Source organism: Vannielia litorea, assembly GCF_018424695.1.
GTDB lineage: Bacteria > Pseudomonadota > Alphaproteobacteria > Rhodobacterales > Rhodobacteraceae > Vannielia > Vannielia litorea_A.
In genome coordinates, this window is record NZ_QTNQ01000007.1 from 47,989 (window position 1) to 64,675 (window position 16,687).

14 protein-coding genes and 1 tRNA gene are annotated in these 16,687 nt (G+C 66.0%); 5 read left to right on the forward strand and 10 right to left on the reverse strand.

Annotated features, from left to right (window positions below):
• Window positions 1-3 precede the first annotated feature (3 nt).
• Genes DYI42_RS04320 through DYI42_RS04355 form a run of 8 tightly spaced genes read right to left on the reverse strand, consistent with a single transcriptional unit; the run spans window position 4 to window position 7,032 of the window.
• Complete coding sequence (locus tag DYI42_RS04320) at window positions 4-777, reverse strand: SDR family NAD(P)-dependent oxidoreductase (RefSeq protein ID WP_213544694.1); 774 nt, start codon at window positions 775-777, stop codon at window positions 4-6.
• Window positions 770-1,792 (reverse strand): phosphotransferase family protein, encoded by a 1,023-nt coding sequence (locus DYI42_RS04325; protein WP_213544695.1) that lies wholly within the window; start codon window positions 1,790-1,792, stop codon window positions 770-772. The genes DYI42_RS04320 and DYI42_RS04325 overlap by 8 nt, the downstream gene beginning before the upstream one ends.
• Window positions 1,789-2,424, reverse strand: coding sequence for a histidine phosphatase family protein (locus DYI42_RS04330; RefSeq protein WP_213544696.1), 636 nt, complete (start codon window positions 2,422-2,424; stop codon window positions 1,789-1,791). Before DYI42_RS04330 ends, DYI42_RS04325 begins: the two co-directional genes overlap by 4 nt.
• Window positions 2,425-3,660 carry an acyl-CoA dehydrogenase family protein gene (locus DYI42_RS04335; protein WP_213544697.1) on the reverse strand — a complete coding sequence of 412 codons (1,236 nt, stop codon included), beginning with the start codon at window positions 3,658-3,660 and terminating at the stop codon, window positions 2,425-2,427.
• 12 nt (window positions 3,661-3,672) lie between these two features.
• On the reverse strand, window positions 3,673-4,869 hold the full coding sequence (locus DYI42_RS04340) for an acetyl-CoA C-acyltransferase (protein ID WP_213544698.1): 1,197 nt from the start codon (window positions 4,867-4,869) through the stop codon (window positions 3,673-3,675).
• Between the two features lie 2 nt (window positions 4,870-4,871).
• Window positions 4,872-5,762: an SDR family NAD(P)-dependent oxidoreductase gene (locus tag DYI42_RS04345; RefSeq protein ID WP_213544699.1), complete on the reverse strand. Its 891-nt coding sequence runs from the start codon at window positions 5,760-5,762 to the stop codon at window positions 4,872-4,874.
• Entirely contained in the window at window positions 5,759-6,214 is a 456-nt protein-coding gene (locus DYI42_RS04350) for a MaoC family dehydratase (protein ID WP_213544700.1), read from the reverse strand. Before DYI42_RS04350 ends, DYI42_RS04345 begins: the two co-directional genes overlap by 4 nt.
• A complete protein-coding gene (locus DYI42_RS04355; protein WP_213544701.1) occupies window positions 6,211-7,032 on the reverse strand; it encodes an SDR family oxidoreductase in 822 nt (273 codons plus the stop codon). The genes DYI42_RS04350 and DYI42_RS04355 overlap by 4 nt, the downstream gene beginning before the upstream one ends.
• Window positions 7,033-7,147: 115 nt before the next feature.
• Between DYI42_RS04355 and DYI42_RS04360 the strand changes: the two genes are divergently transcribed.
• The 3 genes from DYI42_RS04360 to DYI42_RS04370 all read left to right on the forward strand — a co-directional run bounded on the left by DYI42_RS04360 (window position 7,148) and on the right by DYI42_RS04370 (window position 10,506).
• Complete coding sequence (locus DYI42_RS04360) at window positions 7,148-7,906, forward strand: SDR family NAD(P)-dependent oxidoreductase (protein ID WP_213544702.1); 759 nt, start codon at window positions 7,148-7,150, stop codon at window positions 7,904-7,906.
• A 267-nt stretch (window positions 7,907-8,173) separates the two neighbouring features.
• Complete coding sequence (locus tag DYI42_RS04365; RefSeq protein ID WP_213544703.1) at window positions 8,174-9,787, forward strand: long-chain fatty acid--CoA ligase; 1,614 nt, start codon at window positions 8,174-8,176, stop codon at window positions 9,785-9,787.
• Window positions 9,788-9,873: 86 nt separating this feature from the next.
• On the forward strand, window positions 9,874-10,506 hold the full coding sequence (locus DYI42_RS04370) for a L,D-transpeptidase family protein (protein ID WP_213544704.1): 633 nt from the start codon (window positions 9,874-9,876) through the stop codon (window positions 10,504-10,506).
• Window positions 10,507-10,853: 347 nt separating this feature from the next.
• Here DYI42_RS04370 and DYI42_RS04375 read toward each other — a convergent pair whose 3' ends face one another.
• Window positions 10,854-13,613, reverse strand: coding sequence for a calcium-binding protein (locus DYI42_RS04375; RefSeq protein ID WP_213544705.1), 2,760 nt, complete (start codon window positions 13,611-13,613; stop codon window positions 10,854-10,856).
• A 271-nt stretch (window positions 13,614-13,884) separates the two neighbouring features.
• A tRNA-Ser gene (locus DYI42_RS04380) sits at window positions 13,885-13,974 on the reverse strand.
• 229 nt (window positions 13,975-14,203) lie between these two features.
• Here DYI42_RS04380 and DYI42_RS04385 point away from each other — a divergent pair.
• Together DYI42_RS04385 and DYI42_RS04390 are read left to right on the forward strand one after the other, a co-directional pair.
• Window positions 14,204-15,301: an SPOR domain-containing protein gene (locus DYI42_RS04385; protein WP_213544706.1), complete on the forward strand. Its 1,098-nt coding sequence runs from the start codon at window positions 14,204-14,206 to the stop codon at window positions 15,299-15,301.
• A gap of 88 nt (window positions 15,302-15,389) precedes the next feature.
• Window positions 15,390-16,541 carry a D-alanyl-D-alanine carboxypeptidase family protein gene (locus DYI42_RS04390; RefSeq protein ID WP_213544707.1) on the forward strand — a complete coding sequence of 384 codons (1,152 nt, stop codon included), beginning with the start codon at window positions 15,390-15,392 and terminating at the stop codon, window positions 16,539-16,541.
• Window positions 16,542-16,687: the final 146 nt, after the last annotated feature.

The window sequence follows — 16,687 nt, forward strand, 5'->3', positions numbered from 1 at the left end:
CCTCTAGATCGCCGTCAGCCCGCCGTCGATGGCGAGGGCCTGTCCGGTCATGAAACTGTTGGCGGGGTCACAGGTCCAGAGCATGGCCTGCACGACCTCCGCGACTGTGGCCACGCGGCCCATGGGCACGCGGGCGGTGATGCGGCTGCGGGATTGCGCGGCGTCTTCGCCGGTGTGGCTGGCGAAACGGTCGGCCATTTCGGCGAAGAGCGGGGTTTCGGCAAAGGCGGGGCAGAGTGCGTTGACGCGAATGTTGTGGCGGGCCAGCTCGTCGGCCGCCGCGCGGGTGAGGCCGACGACGGCGTGCTTGGCCGCCGCATAGGCCGCGAGGTGCCCCGCCCCGGTGAGGCCGGCGGCGGAGGCAATGTTGAGGATGACGCCGGAGCCTGCAGCCTGCATCGGCGGGATCTGGTGCTTCATGCCGAGAAAGACACCGCGCGCGTTGACGGCGACGATCCGGTCGAAGTCCTTCGCCTCGGTTTTGGAGAGCGGGGTGAAGGGCTGGCCGAGGCCGGCGTTGTTGATCGCCACGTCGAGCTGGCCGAAGTGGGCGAGCGTAGCGGCGATGAGGGCGGATTGCGCAGTTTCGTCGGTGACATCGATCCGGCGTGCGAGCACCTGCGCGCCGCTGTCGCGCAGGGTTTCGGCGAGGCCAATCAGGCCCTGTTCGTCAATGTCACAGAGCACCAGCCGGGCCCCTTGCGCCGCGAAGGCCTGCGCCGCGCCTGCCCCGAAGCCTGAGGCGGCGCCTGTTATGAGGACGACCCGCTCAGCCATCTGCCGCTTCCAGCCCGGCCTCGGCCAGCCCCGGCACTAGCCGCCCCAGTTGCAACCCCTTCTCCGGGTTGGAGGCATTGCCATCGAGCGCGCGCTTCTTCACGCCCTGAAGGATCGCCGCCATGCGGAAATTGGCGAAGGCCAGGTAGAAGCCGAAATTCGGAATGCCGGGCAGGTTTCGGCGGGTACAATAGGCCTCAATGAAGGCGGCATCTTCGGGCAGGCCCTCGGCGGCGCGGTCGAGCCCTGCAAGCCCCCTGCCCTCCGGCCCCGGCGGGCGGTGCCACTGCATGATGACCTGGGCCAGATCGGCATAGGGGTGGCCGAGGGTGGACAGCTCCCAATCGAGAACGGCGGCAATGCGGGGCGCGTCAGGCGCGAAGAGCAGGTTGTCGAGCCGGTAGTCGCCGTGGGTGAGGCAGGTTTGGCCGTCATCCTCGGGCACGTTGGCGTCAAGCCATGTGATGAGGGCGTCCATCGGGGCGATCGCCTCTGTTTCGGAGGCGCGGTATTGCTTGCTCCAACGGTCGATCTGTCGGCGGTAGTAGTTGCCGCTCGGGCCATAGTCGGCAAGGCCGGTGGCGGTGAGATCGACATCGTGGATGGCGGCGAGGACGCGGTTCATCTCGTCGAAGATGGTGCCGCGCTCGGTGTGTGAGAGTTCGGGCAGGTGCGGGAGGTCGAAGTTGCGGCCCTGCACCTCTTCCATGAGGTAGAACTCGGAGCCGATAACCTCAGGGTCGTCGCAATAGGCGATCATCTGCGCAACCGGAACGGCGGTGGCGGCGAGGGCCTTTTGCACGCGGTATTCGCGGTCCACCGCGTGGGCGGATTTCAGCAGTTTGCCGGGGGGCTTGCGGCGCAGCACCAGAGGGCCCTGCGGGGTGGTGATGAGGAAGGTGGGGTTGGACTGGCCGGTCGGGAATTTCTCGGCCGTCACCGGGCCGTTGTGGCCTTCGACATGGGCCTCGATCCAGGCAGAAACAGCCTCGGTATCAAGGGTTTGCGCGGTCATGAGAAGGTCAGCATATGGGCTGCCTCCGCGTCGATATGGGGCGTTTCGTTGAAGCCGGTGAGGAAGGTTGTGCTGCCCGTCACGAGGATGCGGGAGACGGCGCAATTTTTCATCTGGAGTTGCAGGTCGATCATGGTGCGGGCGGGTGCGGATACGGCGGCGGCGAGCATCCGGCAAATAGCACCGCCGGAGGAGACGCAGAGCACCGGGCCGTCGTGGGCGGCCATTTCGGTTTGGGCGGCCATGACGCGGGCGGTGAAGGCGGCGAAGCTCTCGGGCTCGTTCACTTCGCCCTCCTGCCACGCGATGACCGCCTCGCGGAGGCGGCGGAAATGGGCCTTGCGATCCGACGGAACGCCGCCGCCGAAGGCCGCGAGCAGTGCCTTGCTGTCGAACTCGTTGAGGCCGTCGTGCACGGTGGCCTCGGGCAGATCCAGCGCGGTGGCGATGCCCTCCAGCGTCTCCCGATGCCGCCGCATTGCGCCGCGGTAGACGGCCTGCGGCTTTATCCCCTGCCGCGCCAGCGCTATGCCCAGCGCACGGCTCTGGGCGTGGCCGAGATCGGAGAGCACATCGTAATCCGCCGCCCCGAAAGAGGCTTGCGCGTGGCGGATGAGGATGAGCTCGGGCATTCAGATCTTCTCGTTGGAGTACTTGCGCAATTCGGCCCGGGCAACCTGGCGGCGGTGCACGGCATCGGGACCGTCGACGAGGCGCAGGGTGCGCAGGTTTGTCCACATCGCGGCAAGCGGCGTGTCCTGGCTGATGCCGGTGCCGCCGTGCACCTGCATGGCTTCGTCCACCACCTTCAGCGCCATCTGGGGCGCGGCCACCTTGATCTTGGAGATCCACGGCTGGGCGGCGCGGGTGCCCTCGGTGTCCATCTTCCATGCGGCCTTGAGGCAGAGCAGCCGCGCCATCTCGATTTCCATCCGGCAGTTGGCAATGATGTCGTAGTTTGCGCCGAGGTCTACGATCTTTTTCTTGAAGGCGGTGCGGTTCATCGCGCGTTTGCAGAACAGCTCCAGCGCCTTCTCGGCCTGCCCGATGGCCCGCATGCAGTGGTGGATGCGGCCCGGGCCGAGACGGCCTTGCGCCACCTCGAAGCCCCGGCCCCGGCCGAGCAGCATGTCTTCGCCCTTCACCCGGACATCGGTGAAGCGGATGTGCATGTGGCCGTGGGGTGCGTCATCATGGCCGAAAACGCACATGGGGCGCAGGATTTCGATGCCGGGGCTGTCGGCGGGGAGCACGAACATGGAGTGGCGGGCGTGCTTGTCGGCGTCCGGGTCGGTCTGGGCCATGAGGATGTAGACGGCGCAACGCGGGTCGCCTGCGCCGCTGATCCAGTATTTCTCGCCATTCAGGATCCAGTCGTCGCCCTCCTGTTTTGCCTCCAGCGATATGTTGGTGGCATCGGACGAGGCCACGCCCGGCTCGGTCATCACGTAGGCCGAGCGAATTTCACCGCTGAGCAGCGGTTTCAGCCAGCGCTCCTTGTGGGCGTCGGAGCCATAGCGCTCGAACACCTCCATGTTGCCGGTGTCGGGCGCGCCGCAGTTGAAGACCTCGGCGGCGATGCCGACCTTGCCCATCTCTTCGGCGAGGTAGGCATATTCGACGGTGGAAAGCCCCTGCCCCTTTTCGCTGTCGGTGAGCCAGAAGTTCCAGAGGCCCTTGGCACGGGCGCTGGCCTTCAGGGTGTCGAGAATTTCAAGCTGGCGGTCGGTGAGCTGGAAGCGGTCGCCCGAGGGATGCTTGCCCACTTCGGCCTCGAACTCGTGGTCGAGCGGCTCTATCTCTTCGTCCACCATCTGGCGCACCTTGGCGGCCAGTTCCGTCACGCGCGGGGTCATCCCGAGGTCCATATCTCTCTCCCTTCAGAGAACTTCAAAGAGGCCAGCAGCCCCCATTCCGCCGCCCACGCACATGGTGGTGACGATGTATTTCGCGCCGCGCCGTTTGCCCTCGATCAGGGCGTGGCCGACCATCCGGGCACCCGACATGCCGTAGGGGTGGCCGATGGAGATGGCGCCGCCGTTGACGTTGAGCCGCTCGTCGGGGATGCCGAGGCGGTCGCGGCAATAGAGCACCTGCACGGCGAAGGCCTCGTTCAGCTCCCAGAGGTCGATGTCGTCGATCTTCAGCCCGTGGGTTTGCAGCAGCTTCGGCACCGCGAAGACCGGGCCGATGCCCATCTCATCGGGCGCGCATCCGGCGACGGCCATGCCGACGTAGCGGCCAAGAGGCGTGAGGCCCCGGCGCTCGGCCTCCTTGCCTTCCATCAACATTGCGGCAGATGCGCCGTCTGACAGTTGTGAGGCATTTCCGGCAGTTATAAAGCGACCTTCATTTAGAGCTATGCCTTTTTCGAACACCGGAGCGAGGCCGGCAAGGCTTTCAGCCGTGGTGCCGGGGCGGTTGCCTTCGTCCTTCTCCAGCGTCACGGACCGGTCGGAGACCTCGCCGGTTTCGCGGTCTTTCACCTTCATCACGGAAGGAAGCGGCACGATCTCGTCATCGAAGGCCCCTGCCTGCTGGGCCGCCGCCGTGCGGGCCTGGCTTTGGGCGGCGTAGGCATCCTGCGCCTCGCGGGAGATACTGTAGCGGGTGGCGACGGTTTCCGCCGTCTCCAGCATCGTCATGTAGATTGAGGGGACGTGCTCACGCAGCCACGGGTCGGGATCGCGGCGCATGGCGGGGGTTTGCACCAGCGAGATGCTTTCGACCCCCGCCCCGATGGCCATGGGCATACCGTCGTGCACCACCTGCTTGGCCGCCGTGGCGATGGCCATGAGGCCGGAGGCGCATTGCCGGTCGAGCGACATGCCCGCCACCGTGTCGGGCAGCCCGGCGCGCAGGGCGCACTGGCGGGCGATGTTGCCGCCCTGAAAGCCCTGTTGCAGCGCCGCGCCGAGCACCACGTCGCCCACCTCGCCGGGCTCGACGTCCGCGCGCTCCACAGCATGCGCAATCGCATGGCCCGCCAGCGCCTGCGGCGTGGTGGCATTGAAGGCGCCGCGATAGGCCTTGCCAATCGGCGTGCGGGCGGTGGAGACGATGAGGGCGTCGCGCATGGTCATTTCCAATCGAGGGGGAGCGCCTGCGCTTCGGCAGCCTGGCGGGCGAAGCGGCGGGTTTGGGAGAAGGCGTCGGGCAGGTCTTCGGCGCCCTCCGGGTCGGTCAGTAGGGCCGCGTTTTCGGCGATGGCCTCGGGGGTGATCTCGGTGCCCGCGAGGTTGAGGCCGAGGGTTTCGGTAAGCTGCGCACGGGCGAAGACGCCGCCTCCGGCGGCAAGGATGAGCCGGCTCGGGGCGTCTTCAGACACCAGCCAGAGGAGGCCGGGGGTTATGCATTCGGGGGTCAGCAGGGCGGCGGCATCTTCGGGCAGCAGGCCCTCTGTCATTGCCGTGTGGGCCGTGGGGGCGAGGCAGTTGACGCGGATGCCGTAACGCGCGCCCTCGAGGTGCAGCGTGTTCATCAGGCCGATCATCCCGGCCTTGGCGGCGGCGTAGTTGGCCTGCCCGAAGTTTCCGTAGAGCCCGGAGCCGGAGGTGGTGAAGACGACGCGGCCATAGCTCCGCTCGCGGAAGTGCGGCCAGAGGGCGTGGGTGCAGAGGGCGGAGCCAGTGAGGTGCACGTCGATCACCTTTCGCCAGTCGGCCATGTCCATCTTGGCAAAGCTCTTGTCGCGCAGGAGGCCGGCGTTGTTCACCAGGATGTCGACCTGGCCCCATGTGTCCAGCGCGGTTGCGACCATCTCGGCCACGGCGGCCTCGTCGGACACGTCGGTGCGGATGGCGCGCCCGTCGGCCCCCATTGCGCCGAAGGCCTGCAGCACCTCGGACCCATCGGCCATATCGGCCACCAGCACCCTGGCGCCGCGCTCGGCGAGGCCCAGCGCGTGGGCGCGGCCCAGCCCGGCGGCGCCGCCGGTGACGATGGCCACCCTGCCCTCGAAGGAAATCATGCGGCCTCCAGGTATTTCTTGTTGAGCCAGCGGGCAGCGACCACCGGCTTAGCCTCCCCTTCGGCTTCCATCGTCACGTCCCATGCCAGCATCACGTCGCCGGGGCGCTTCTCGACCAGCTCGGCGAGGGTGAAACGGGCGCGGATGCGGGCGCCGGAGGGCACGGGGGCGAGAAAGCGGATGCGGTCGAAGCCGTAGTTGATGCCCATGGTCTGGCCCTCGACCTGCGGCTGGGCATCATAGGCCATGGCAGAGAGGAAGGAGAGGGTGAGAAAGCCGTGGGCGATGGTGGTGCCGAAGGGGGTTTCGGCGGCGCGCTCGGGGTCGGTGTGGATATATTGGTGGTCTTCGGTGAGGTCGGCGAAGCTGTTTATCAACGGCTGGTCGATGGTGAACCAGCGGCTGACGCCCAGCTCTTCGCCGATGCGGGATTTCAGCTCCTCCAGCTTCACGGCTTGCCCTCGGCGAAGATGTCGGGGCCGGTCTGCACGTTGATGCCGCCGGAGACGGGCAGGATGGCGCCGGTCACGTAGCCGCCGCCGGGGCCGCAGAGGTAGAGCAGGGCGGCGGCGATATCCTCGGGCCTGCCGACCCGACCGAGGGGAACTTGGGCACCCACCCTGCGCCGCATGTCTTCATCGCCGGTGGCGAAGGACGTCATCTTGCTGACGAAGGGGCCGGGGGCGAGGGCGTTGACGGTGATCCTGTCCGCCGCAAGCTCCTTGGCAAGGATCTTCGTCAGGTGGTGCACGGCGGCCTTGGAGGCGGCATAGGAATAGGCGTCATCCCCCATCGGCACCTCCCCCATGACCGAGCCGGTATTGACCACGCGTGCGGGGCTTTCATCAGTGGCGGCGGCGCGCAGGAGCGGCAACAGCGTGCGGGTGAGTTCGAAGAGACCGGCGACGTTGAGGCTCATCACCTTGTCCCATGCGGCGTGGGGGAAGTCTGCCAGAGGGGCGCCCCAGCTGCGGCCTGCGTTGTTGAAGAGGATGTCGAGGTGGTCGGTGCGGGCGCGCACCGCCCCCGCGAGCGCATCGACGCCTTCGGCGGTGCTCACATCACCAGCGAAGCCCTCGGCCGTGCCATCCGCGCCCAGTGCGTTGAGCTGGTCCGCCACCGCCTCGCAAGCATCGCCCCGCCGCGAGGCAAGCAGCACGCGGGCCCCGGCGCGCACGAGCCCTTCGGCGGCCATTTCGCCGATGCCGGATGAGCCGCCCGTCACCAGCGCCACCTTGCCGGTGAGGTCGAAGAGCTTGCGCGCGTCCATGCTGTCCTCCGCTGGCGCGCCTCCCCGCGCGCCGGTTTCGCAATGCAGAATACAATTCCGCACATGCTTGACAAGCCCGGTCGCCCTGCCTCTGATCTGCGGCAGGGAGGACGACATGAGCGATCTGTTTGATCTGACAGGAAAGGTGGCGCTTGTCACCGGCTCGACGCGCGGGATTGGCCGGGCGATTGCCGAGGCGATGGCGGCGCGGGGGGCGAAGGTGGTGATCTCGTCGCGCAAGGCCGAGGCCTGCGCGGCGGTGGCGGGCGAGATTGGCCCGGCGGCGGTGCCGATGGCCTGCAATGTATCGGATGACCGGGCGATTGCGCGGCTGTTGGAGCAGGTGGAGGCCGAGTTGGGAGGCGTGGACATTCTGGTCTGCAATGCCGCCGTGAACCCTTATATGGGCCCGTTTCTCGACACGCCGGATGACGCTTTCGACAAGACCATCGCGGTGAACATCCGGGCCAACATGCGGCTCTGCAAGGGCGTGGTGCCCGGGATGCAGGCGAAGGGCGGCGGGGCGATTGTGATCGTCAGCTCGATTGCGGCTTTCAAGGGCTCGGAGCATCTGGGGATTTACGCGGTGACGAAGGCTGCCGATACGCAGATCGTGCGCAATCTGGCGGTGGCCTATGGGGCCGACAACATCCGGGTGAACGGGATTGCGCCCGCAGTGGTGAAGACGGATTTCGCCCGCGCGCTCTATGAAGACCCGGCGCGGGCGAAGCAGGTGGCGGAGAGCTATGCGCTGAAGCGGCTGGGGGAGCCGGAGGATATTGCCGGGGTGGCGGTGATGCTGGCCGCGCCTGCGGGGGCGTGGATGACGGGGCAGACGATTATCGTGGATGGCGGCTGGTCGGCGATGGGGTGAGCGGCGCGTTGCACGCAGCTTCAACGACCCGCACAACGCGTCGCGACTGCGCCATGCCCGACCTCCCCCGGGAGGGCATTGGTCGTCCGGCCCGAAGCGCGGGCGACGCCGGGGCTTTTTAGCGGGGACGGTGCGCTTTCGTCACCGCCCTCCCGAGGTCGGGCATGGCGCAGCCCCACCGCTTCGGAGCGGTTGCAGGCAACGGGGCTTGGCGCCTAGGCTGAAATCAAACGCGGCGGGGAGGCCGTGAAACAGGGAGGAGCGGCCATGGAAGGCCTGATGATGCACCGTCCGCTGCGGATTGCGGATATTCTGGCCCATGCGGCGCAGGTCTTTCCCGATGAGGGGATCGTCTCGGCCCGCACCGAGGGCGACATTCACCGGCAGAGCTATACACAGACCGCGGCCCGCGTGGCGCAGCTTGCGCATGGGCTCATTGCAGCCGGTGTCAAACCCGGCGACCGCGTGGCGACGCTGGCGTGGAACGGCTATCGGCATTTCGAGCTTTACTACGCGATCAGCGGCATCGGAGCCGTCTGCCACACCATCAACCCGCGGCTTTCGGCGGAGCAGATGGGCTATATCGTGGGTCACGCCGAGGACAGTTTGCTGTTCTTCGACACAACTTTCCTGCCGATCATCGAGGGCCTCGCGCCGCACTTTCCTCCGGGCCTGCGCTATGTGGCCATGGTGGACGAGGACAAGCAGCCCGAGAGCATGGTGGAGTTGCTGAACTACGAGGCGATGCTGGCTGGTCAGCCGGAATGCTACGATTGGCCGGAGTTCGACGAAAACACCGCCGCCGCGCTTTGCTACACCTCGGGCACCACAGGCAACCCCAAGGGCACGCTCTACTCGCACCGCTCCACGGTGCTGCATGCGCTCTGCACCGCGATCAGCCTGCCCAAGGTTCTGCGCGAGGGCAGCCGGATTTTGCCGGTGGTGCCGCTCTTTCACGTCAACGCATGGGGCCTGCCTTACTCGGCCCCGCTCACCGGCGCCTCGCTTATCATGCCCGGTCCGGGGCTGGACGGGCCTTCGCTGTTCAAGCTGATGGACGCCGAGAAGGTCTACTCGGCCTGGGGTGTGCCGACGGTCTGGCTGGGTCTGCAACAGGAGATCTCCGCGCAGGGGCGGCTGACAGAGGGGTTCGGCCACCTTGTGGTGGGTGGCTCCGCCGCGCCACGGGCGATGATCGAGGCCTTCGAGAACAAGGGCGTGGATGTGTGCCACGCCTGGGGAATGACCGAGATGAGCCCGATCGGCACGGTGGGCAACCTGCCCCCGTCCATGGCGGATGCACCGCTTTCGGAGAAGCTCGACATCAAGCAGAAGCAGGGGCGGCGGGCCTTTGGCGTGGATATGAAGCTCGTCGGAGAGGATGGCAGCCCGCAGCCGCAGGACGGCACGGCGGAGGGCGAGCTGTTTGTGCGGGGCAACACCATCGCAGCGGGCTATTACAACAACGCCGAGGCCAGCACGGCGGCAATCGACGGCGACGGCTGGTTCAGCACCGGGGATATCGCGAAGATCACGCCCGACGGGCTGCTCTCGATCACCGACCGGAGCAAGGACCTCATCAAGTCGGGCGGCGAGTGGATATCCTCCATCGACATGGAGAATGTGGTGATGGGTCACCCGGGCGTGGCCAATTGCGCTGCCATCGCCGTGCCGCACGAAAAATGGGGCGAGCGGCCGATGCTGGTGGTGGTGCCCAAGGGCGAGGCCCCTGCCCCCGAAGCGCTGCGCGACGTGCTGGCGCCGCATTTCGCCAGCTGGCAGTTGCCCGACGAAATTCTCTTCGTCGAGGAGCTGCCGCTGACGGCGACAGGCAAGGTCTCCAAGCTCACGCTGCGCCGAAAATATGCGAGCGCGGAATGACCTCTGCGTGAAAAAACGCACAAAGCTCTTGGGTTTTCAGCCTGTTTTGGGCACATTCGCGGAAAATCGCCCAAGGTTCGAGTGACATGAAAAGAAGAGACTTCCTTGCCGGCAGCGCCGCGCTGACGGCTGGCTTTGTGGCCGGAGCCCCGGCCCTGGCCTATGACGAAACCCTCAAGCCCTATGGGCTGCCGGTGCATTTGCTTCCGCATTATGTGAATGTTTCCAAGGACTTGGCCCCGCAGGAGATTCACGTGAGCCCGAGCCGCTTTGCGCTCTTCCTTACGCTGGGGGGCGGTCGCGCCATTCGTTACACCTGCGGTATTGGCCGCCCTGGGCTTTATGAGCCCGGCACCTTCTTTGTGGGCGCGCGCAAGCAGTGGCCGGCGTGGACGCCGACACCCGAGATGATCGAGCGTGATCCGGCCTCCTACAAGAAATTCGAAGACGGCATGCCCGGCGGCCCGAACAACCCGCTTGGCGCCCGCGCGATCTACCTTTTCAAGCCGCAGATCGGAGACACATTCTTGCGGATTCACGGCACCAACGACCCGCGCACCATTGGCAAGCGCGTGTCCAACGGTTGCGCGCGTCTGGTCAACAACCAGATCGTCCACCTCTACCGCCGCACGCCGATGAACGCGAAGGTGGTGCTCTACCCGGCCGCCGAGAATGGCGGTGTTGATCTTTCAACGGAGCCGCAGGTAACGCGAAGCTGAGCTTGCCGCAACAGGCTGGCACACGCCCGCACCCTCCCCGAGGGGCGGGCGCGTTGCCGTTATGAGGGCCCTTACAGGCCTTTCGCGGAATCCACCTCTTCAAAGGGCGACGTCTGGTTTTGACGAAAGCACGTGTCGCGCTTCGGTGGCGATGGCGAGTTCTACCGCTTGAGTTTCACGAGCCTGCCCATCCGGCACAACGAAACGTCGGCCCGCCCCCCGCCATCGCAGCCGTGGCCCCGTGGCCGTTCAATGACATTGGCGAGCAGCCAGCCTGCACTCCAGGGGGCTTGCGCCGTGTGCAGTGTTAGGGGCTCCGACCGCAAAGGCCGAGGCTGCGCTGTGCTTCAGGTCGCGGGGGAATGCGTGAAGGTCACCATCATGACCTCGAACGGAAGCAGCCCGAACTCCAGCTCGGTTCCATCGAATGTGTAGTCGGTCAACTCGGCACGAACGTCGTGCTCGTTCAGGTAGTAGGGGCGGCCGTCAATCAGCACGTAGTCGGACTCCGTGAAGCCGGAGCCATAGACGAAGTGCACGCCGTCCGAGCTGATCGGCGAGCGATCCATTCCGATCTTCACGCCGGAGACATCGGCCGCCTCGGGCACAAACTCCGAAAAGTCGATGTCGAGGTCCATTTCCTCCGGCACGCGCGAGATCACGAAGACCACCGTCTTGTCGTCATCCTGCCAGACGTTGATCTCAACCGCGCCATCATCACCGGCGAACTCGGCCTCCATCAGTTCCATTCCGATGAGCGTGTCTTCCATGAGGTCGAAGGTGGCGCCACGGATGGTGCTGACAATGCGCCCCTCGTCGTCGAGGATCGGCTCGGCGCGTGGCCCGCCCACGAGGTCGCTATCGGTGTTGTGCTGAGCGGGCCAGACGTGGGCCGCGTCGGCGCCAAGCTCTTGCAGGTTCTCGAACTGCTCGACCATCACACCTCCGGAGCGGATGCCGCTCTCCTCATAGTTGCTGGTCCGGACGTTCCACTCCGTAACCCAGAGGTCGAGTTCCTTGTCGAAGGCCTCATCCCACACCCGGTATTCCTGGGCGATGTAGTTTGTTTCCGCTGCATTGTCGGCGAAGATGAGGTCGTCCTGGCGGTAGTAGTAATGCTCGATGACGCCGTCGATGGCATCGCGGGCGCCATCCTCGAGGCCGTCGATGATCGCCTGGTTGGCCGCTTCCAGGCGCACCGACCAGGGCCGATCATCCCGGCTGGTGTGAAAATCGGAGCCGGTGTTGGGCACGCCCATCTGAACGAGGATGTCCGGCTGTGCGTCGTCGGTCAGCCCGCCTGCGGCAAAGCCGTCGGCCAGGGCGTTTGCGGCAATGTTGGCCTTGGCCCCATACTCGGCTTCGCCCATGTAGCCCCAGTATTCATTGCCGATCTCTACCGCTTCGACAACGTCACCATACTCTTCTGCGATCGCCGTGGCCCAGGCTTCGATCTCATCTCCGAACGCTTCGTAATCTTCCAGCGTCAGAAACTTGGTTGGGATGACGAGCGTCACCTGGCGGGCGTCGGAAAAATCTCCGTCCCCGTCGGGGTCACGCGCCCAGTCCAGAAAGTCGGTGAGCTCAGGTCGCAGCTCGGGCATGCCGTTCTGACCGGGCGACATCTCGACGACATTCAGAAAGTTCTCGCCGTCCACGGCCATCTCATTGCCGTCACCGCGCCCGGCCGGGAAGCGAAGGAGCTCTACACCCAGCTCGTCTATGGCGCTCATGAAGGTTTCGAGCGCCGCGCCGCCCTCGGTGTTGATGTTGAAGACGGCGTTGCCACCGAACAGTTGGTCGGTGACGACTTCGCCCGTTTCCTCGAGCGATTGCAGGGTCAGGTCGAGCTCCAGCGTCTCGTCGGATGGTTGGGAGGGCTGTTGCACGCCCGGCAGTGGCAGCGGCTGTTCGGGCTTTGCCACGCTGTCGGTTGCGAAATTTCCAACCCAGGTGGAGGTCGCGCCAAGCTCGTCGGGGTCGATGTCGAGCACCACGCCCACCGTCACGCCCTCGTAGATAAGGGCGGCGCCCGGGCCGTCTTCGTAGCGGCCCACCACAAGGTTTTTGGCGACCTCCGCCGCGGAGAGCGGGTCGCCCCCCGGCGCCACCAGCGTGATGGTCTCGGGCAGGCCATCTTCCGACGCCAGCTCGTATCCGTGGATCATGACCGGGTCGCCTCCCTCGGGCGGCGGAACGACGATCTCGTAGCTGTCGCGCCCTTCGAGGCCGATCAGCAGATCGCCCTCGTCGCCGCGCAGCGTATCCCAGCCTTCTCCGCCGATGAGGATATCGGCCATCGCGGGATCGTTGCCCGCATCAGGGGCTTCGAGATAATCGTCGCCGGCCCGCCCGTCGATGATATCCGCCCCACCCCACCCACGGATCACGTCATCCTGCGGCGTGCTTTGCAGATTGTCGTTGCCGGTGGTGCCGCGGAAGATTTCGCCCTCGCCGGTCGCCTCTTCATGGTGAGGTTGAAAGTTGCCCAGCCAGGACGTGTTGTAGAACAGGTCTCGGGCTTCCTGGTTCTCGAAGACGGCCACGACCTCGCCCTGCACGTAGAAGGCGGCACCCGCGCCACCGGGCAAATCGCCGATCCCTGCGGCCAGGCTGCCGTCGAAGAAGGCCTCACGCGGAATGACCGCGCCGTTCTCATCGACGAAGATGACCCTGTCGGCATCCTCGATGTCGCTCTCGGCGGAGAAATCCAGATCTGTAATGACGACGGGGCCATCCGCGCCCGCCGTGATCGGCACGTAGATCCGATCACCGCCCTCGCCTCCGGTGACGGTATCGCCGCTGTCGGCCCAGATCCGGTCGTCCCCTTCCCCGCCGAAGATCGTGTCGCCACCGTCCGGCACGTCATCGAGGGCAGAGAGCAGATCCGGCCCCGGGCCGCCGGTGAGCGTTTCCGCCTCACCGCTGTCGTCCTTTTCCAGCAAGGGATGCGTGTCTTCGGCTGCGGCGCCCACGTCGACCACATCCGTCGGTTCTTCCGGATCCTTCACCGGCTCCCGGTCGCCGTCATCATCGGAACTGCTGCTGCCGCCCCCGACTGCCAGCCCCAGGAAACCTATCAATAGTGCAATCAGACCTGCCGACATCCTGTGCGCCCCCACGCAACAATGCCTCTGAAGCGCAGAAACAGCCCGGCGCGCAATCAAGCGTAACTATTTGACCGGAAACAATGAGGCCGGGAGGCCCTCACTGTCTCTGGAGCGACGAGTTTCTCCGCCCGGAGAACAGGCTTTTTGTTTTCCGAAGTTCAGGACGCGCTTGGAAGCGTACCCTTGGCGCGGTCGGTGAAACGGGATCACCTGACGAGTCATTGGAGATCGCCCGACGCGGGCGGCGCAGATCACCGAAACGGCGAGCTGGCGGAAGCGGTGGGATTCGAACCCACGAACGAGTTTCCCCGTTGCTGGTTTTCAAGACCAGTGCCTTCAACCACTCGGCCACGCTTCCGCTTGGCCCGCCTGCGCGCTGCGGTTCGGGCCGCGGCCCAGAAACCCCGGTGGCGCGAAAAAGGCAACACCCCTCACGCCGATTTTTGGTGCAGCCCCTCAAGGCGGGTTTGCATGAGCCGCACACCTATGTATTGTGACACCTGAGAGCAGTTCAGCCGGGCAAACCGGCGGCAAACAATGCCACGGCGGGCAAAGACCCGACCAAAAGGCGGACAAAGGGGCGAAGCATGGGCAAGGGCAAACTCCTTCATGTAGGTGTGATTTCGGTGTCGGTACTGGCATTGGCAGCCTGTGAAGACGGGGCAGGACTGAATTTCGGGGGCAAGAAAGCCGATGGACCGGCAACGGCGGCCGTGGATCGGCCCGCGACCACCAAGCTGGTGGAACGCGACGTTGAAGCGCCCGAAGTGTTCTCGAAGAACGAAGACGGCCTGTGGGATGGGCGCCCTTCCCTGGGGGGCGTCTGGATCGCCCACCCCGATGTGAAAGAGCCCGAGCGGGTCATCATCCGCAACGAGACGAACGGCAAGTTCGTGATCGGCGCGCTGTTCAAGCGCGAGCGCGAGAACCCCGGGCCAAAGCTTCAGGTTTCGTCCGATGCGGCCAATGCGCTGGGGGTTCTACCCGGCGCGCCGACCAAGCTGGACGTTGTGGCGCTGGTCCGCGAGGAAGTGCCCGAAGCGGCCCCGGCGGCGGCCCCCGCCGCGACAGAGGCCGACGCGATTGCGGCGCCCGAGGCAATTGAGCAGAAATCTCTGGACGCGCCGCTGGCCTCGGCCGAGGCCGCGATTGCGCGCGCCGAGGGCACCGGAGACGCCAGCGCAGACACCGAAGCTGGCACGCCCGCAGTGGAGACGGCGAGTGCGGCAGCAGCAGCCGAACCGAAGGCCAAGAAAGGCTTCTGGCAACGGCTGCGGGGCAAGAAGGCCCGCCGCGCCAAGGCAGATGCCACTATTTCTGCAGCCGCGGATGCGGCGCCGCCCGTTGCGCCCTCCGGTGTCGCCACGCCGGAGATCTCCGCGGCTCCGCTGGCTCCAACAGCTGCTGCGGCAACGAGCGCAGCGCCCAAGGCCGCTGGCCCAAAGCCTTCGGGTGGCAAGAACTACGTTCAGATCGGGATCTTCTCGGTCGAGGACAACGCGAACCGGACCGCAGCCGAGATGCGCAAGTCGGGTGTGGTCCCCACCGTCTTCGAGCAGAAGAGCGCCGGGAAGACCTTCTGGCGCGTTGTGATCGGCCCTGCGCATAGTGCCGCCGATCGCGATGCTCTTCTCAAAAAAGTTAAGGCGATGGGCTTTCAGGACGCGTATTTTGTGACGAACTGAGGCGGGACTCAGCCAGAACGCCATTCCCGCCCTGCACCACCCCCGGCGGCTCTGCGCCGGGGCCGGACAGGAAAGGACTTCCGCCCCCATGCTTCGGCTCATCGCCTTCGCACTCTTCATTGCCACCGCCGCGAGCAACGCCGCCGCCGCCTTCGAGACCCGTGCCACCTCGGCCTGGGTCGTCGATGAGACGACGGGCACCGTGCTGCTCTCCAAGAATGCCGACACCCCGCTGCCCCCGGCTTCGATGTCGAAACTGATGACGCTGAACATGCTGTTCGAAGCGCTGCGCGATGGCCGGGTGACGCTGGATACGACCTTTACCGTGAGTGATCGCGCCAAGAACATGGGCGGCTCCTCGATGTTTCTCAACACCACCGACCGGCCCAAGGTGGAAGACCTCATCAAGGGTATCATCGTGCAATCGGGCAATGACGCCTGCGTGGTGGTGGCCGAGGGGCTGGCGGGCACGGAAGACGGCTTTGCGCGGCTGATGAACGAGCGTGCGCGCGACCTTGGCATGGAAAACTCGACCTTTGCCAATGCCAGTGGCTGGCCCAACCCCAACCAGCGCATGTCGATGCACGACCTTGGCATCCTCGCGCTGCGGCTCATCCGCGAGTTTCCCGAATACTACGGCTACTTCGGGATGGAGAGCTTCGAGTTCGACGGGCGGGTGCCCACCAACCACAACAACCGCAACCCGCTGCTGAAGCTCGGGATCGGTGCTGACGGGCTCAAGACCGGCCACACGACAGAGGCGGGCTACGGCCTTGTGGGCTCGGCCAAACAGGGCAACCGGCGGATCGTCTTTGTCGTCACGGGCTTGCCCTCGGAGGATGCGCGCAGGCAGGAGGCGATCAACATCGTCAACTGGGCGTTCCGCCAGTTCGTGCAGAAGACCGTTGCCGAAGAGGGCACCCGGGTGGCCGAGGCGCCGGTGTGGCTGGGCGCAGAGCCGCGCGTGGGCCTCGTGCTGGCCGATGATCTCGATGTGTTGATGCCTGCGCTGGCGCAGGACAAGGTGAAGGCGGAGGTCAGCTACGAGGGCCCGCTTCGGGCGCCCGTGGCCGCGGGTGACGAGGTGGCCCAGCTGACCGTGAGCCTGCCCGACATGGAAGCCATCACCGTGCCGCTGGTGGCAGAGCGCGACATCCCGCGCGGCGGCTTTCTGCCTCGCCTGAAAACAGCCGCGGGTGTGCTGATGAAGCAGTTCGCCAGCCAGGCGGCGCCGCAGTAGGCAGAGGCATCCGGCAGGTCGGGCGGCCCCCCGCGGGGCGCGTCGCCCTCACATCGCGGCGGGATGTCTCCGAGGGCGAGAATGTGCGGGGCCACCCTGCCCCTCATTGCTCTTCAAATATCCCCGCCGGAGGCCTCACGTCTCTT

Bases quoted from the DNA above. Each gene is read 5' to 3' on its own strand.
- DYI42_RS04370 (WP_213544704.1), top strand. From the start codon at position 9,874: ATGAAAAGAAGAGACTTCCTTGCCGGCAGCGCCGCGCTGACGGCTGGC.
- DYI42_RS04330 (WP_213544696.1), bottom strand. From the start codon at position 2,424: ATGCCCGAGCTCATCCTCATCCGCCACGCGCAAGCCTCTTTCGGGGCG.
- DYI42_RS04345 (WP_213544699.1), bottom strand. From the start codon at position 5,762: ATGATTTCCTTCGAGGGCAGGGTGGCCATCGTCACCGGCGGCGCCGCC.
- DYI42_RS04385 (WP_213544706.1), top strand. From the start codon at position 14,204: ATGGGCAAGGGCAAACTCCTTCATGTAGGTGTGATTTCGGTGTCGGTA.
- DYI42_RS04340 (WP_213544698.1), bottom strand. From the start codon at position 4,869: ATGCGCGACGCCCTCATCGTCTCCACCGCCCGCACGCCGATTGGCAAG.
- DYI42_RS04390 (WP_213544707.1), top strand. From the start codon at position 15,390: ATGCTTCGGCTCATCGCCTTCGCACTCTTCATTGCCACCGCCGCGAGC.
- DYI42_RS04355 (WP_213544701.1), bottom strand. From the start codon at position 7,032: ATGGACGCGCGCAAGCTCTTCGACCTCACCGGCAAGGTGGCGCTGGTG.
- DYI42_RS04325 (WP_213544695.1), bottom strand. From the start codon at position 1,792: ATGACCGCGCAAACCCTTGATACCGAGGCTGTTTCTGCCTGGATCGAG.
- DYI42_RS04320 (WP_213544694.1), bottom strand. From the start codon at position 777: ATGGCTGAGCGGGTCGTCCTCATAACAGGCGCCGCCTCAGGCTTCGGG.
- DYI42_RS04360 (WP_213544702.1), top strand. From the start codon at position 7,148: ATGAGCGATCTGTTTGATCTGACAGGAAAGGTGGCGCTTGTCACCGGC.
- DYI42_RS04365 (WP_213544703.1), top strand. From the start codon at position 8,174: ATGGAAGGCCTGATGATGCACCGTCCGCTGCGGATTGCGGATATTCTG.
- DYI42_RS04335 (WP_213544697.1), bottom strand. From the start codon at position 3,660: ATGGACCTCGGGATGACCCCGCGCGTGACGGAACTGGCCGCCAAGGTG.
- DYI42_RS04375 (WP_213544705.1), bottom strand. From the start codon at position 13,613: ATGTCGGCAGGTCTGATTGCACTATTGATAGGTTTCCTGGGGCTGGCA.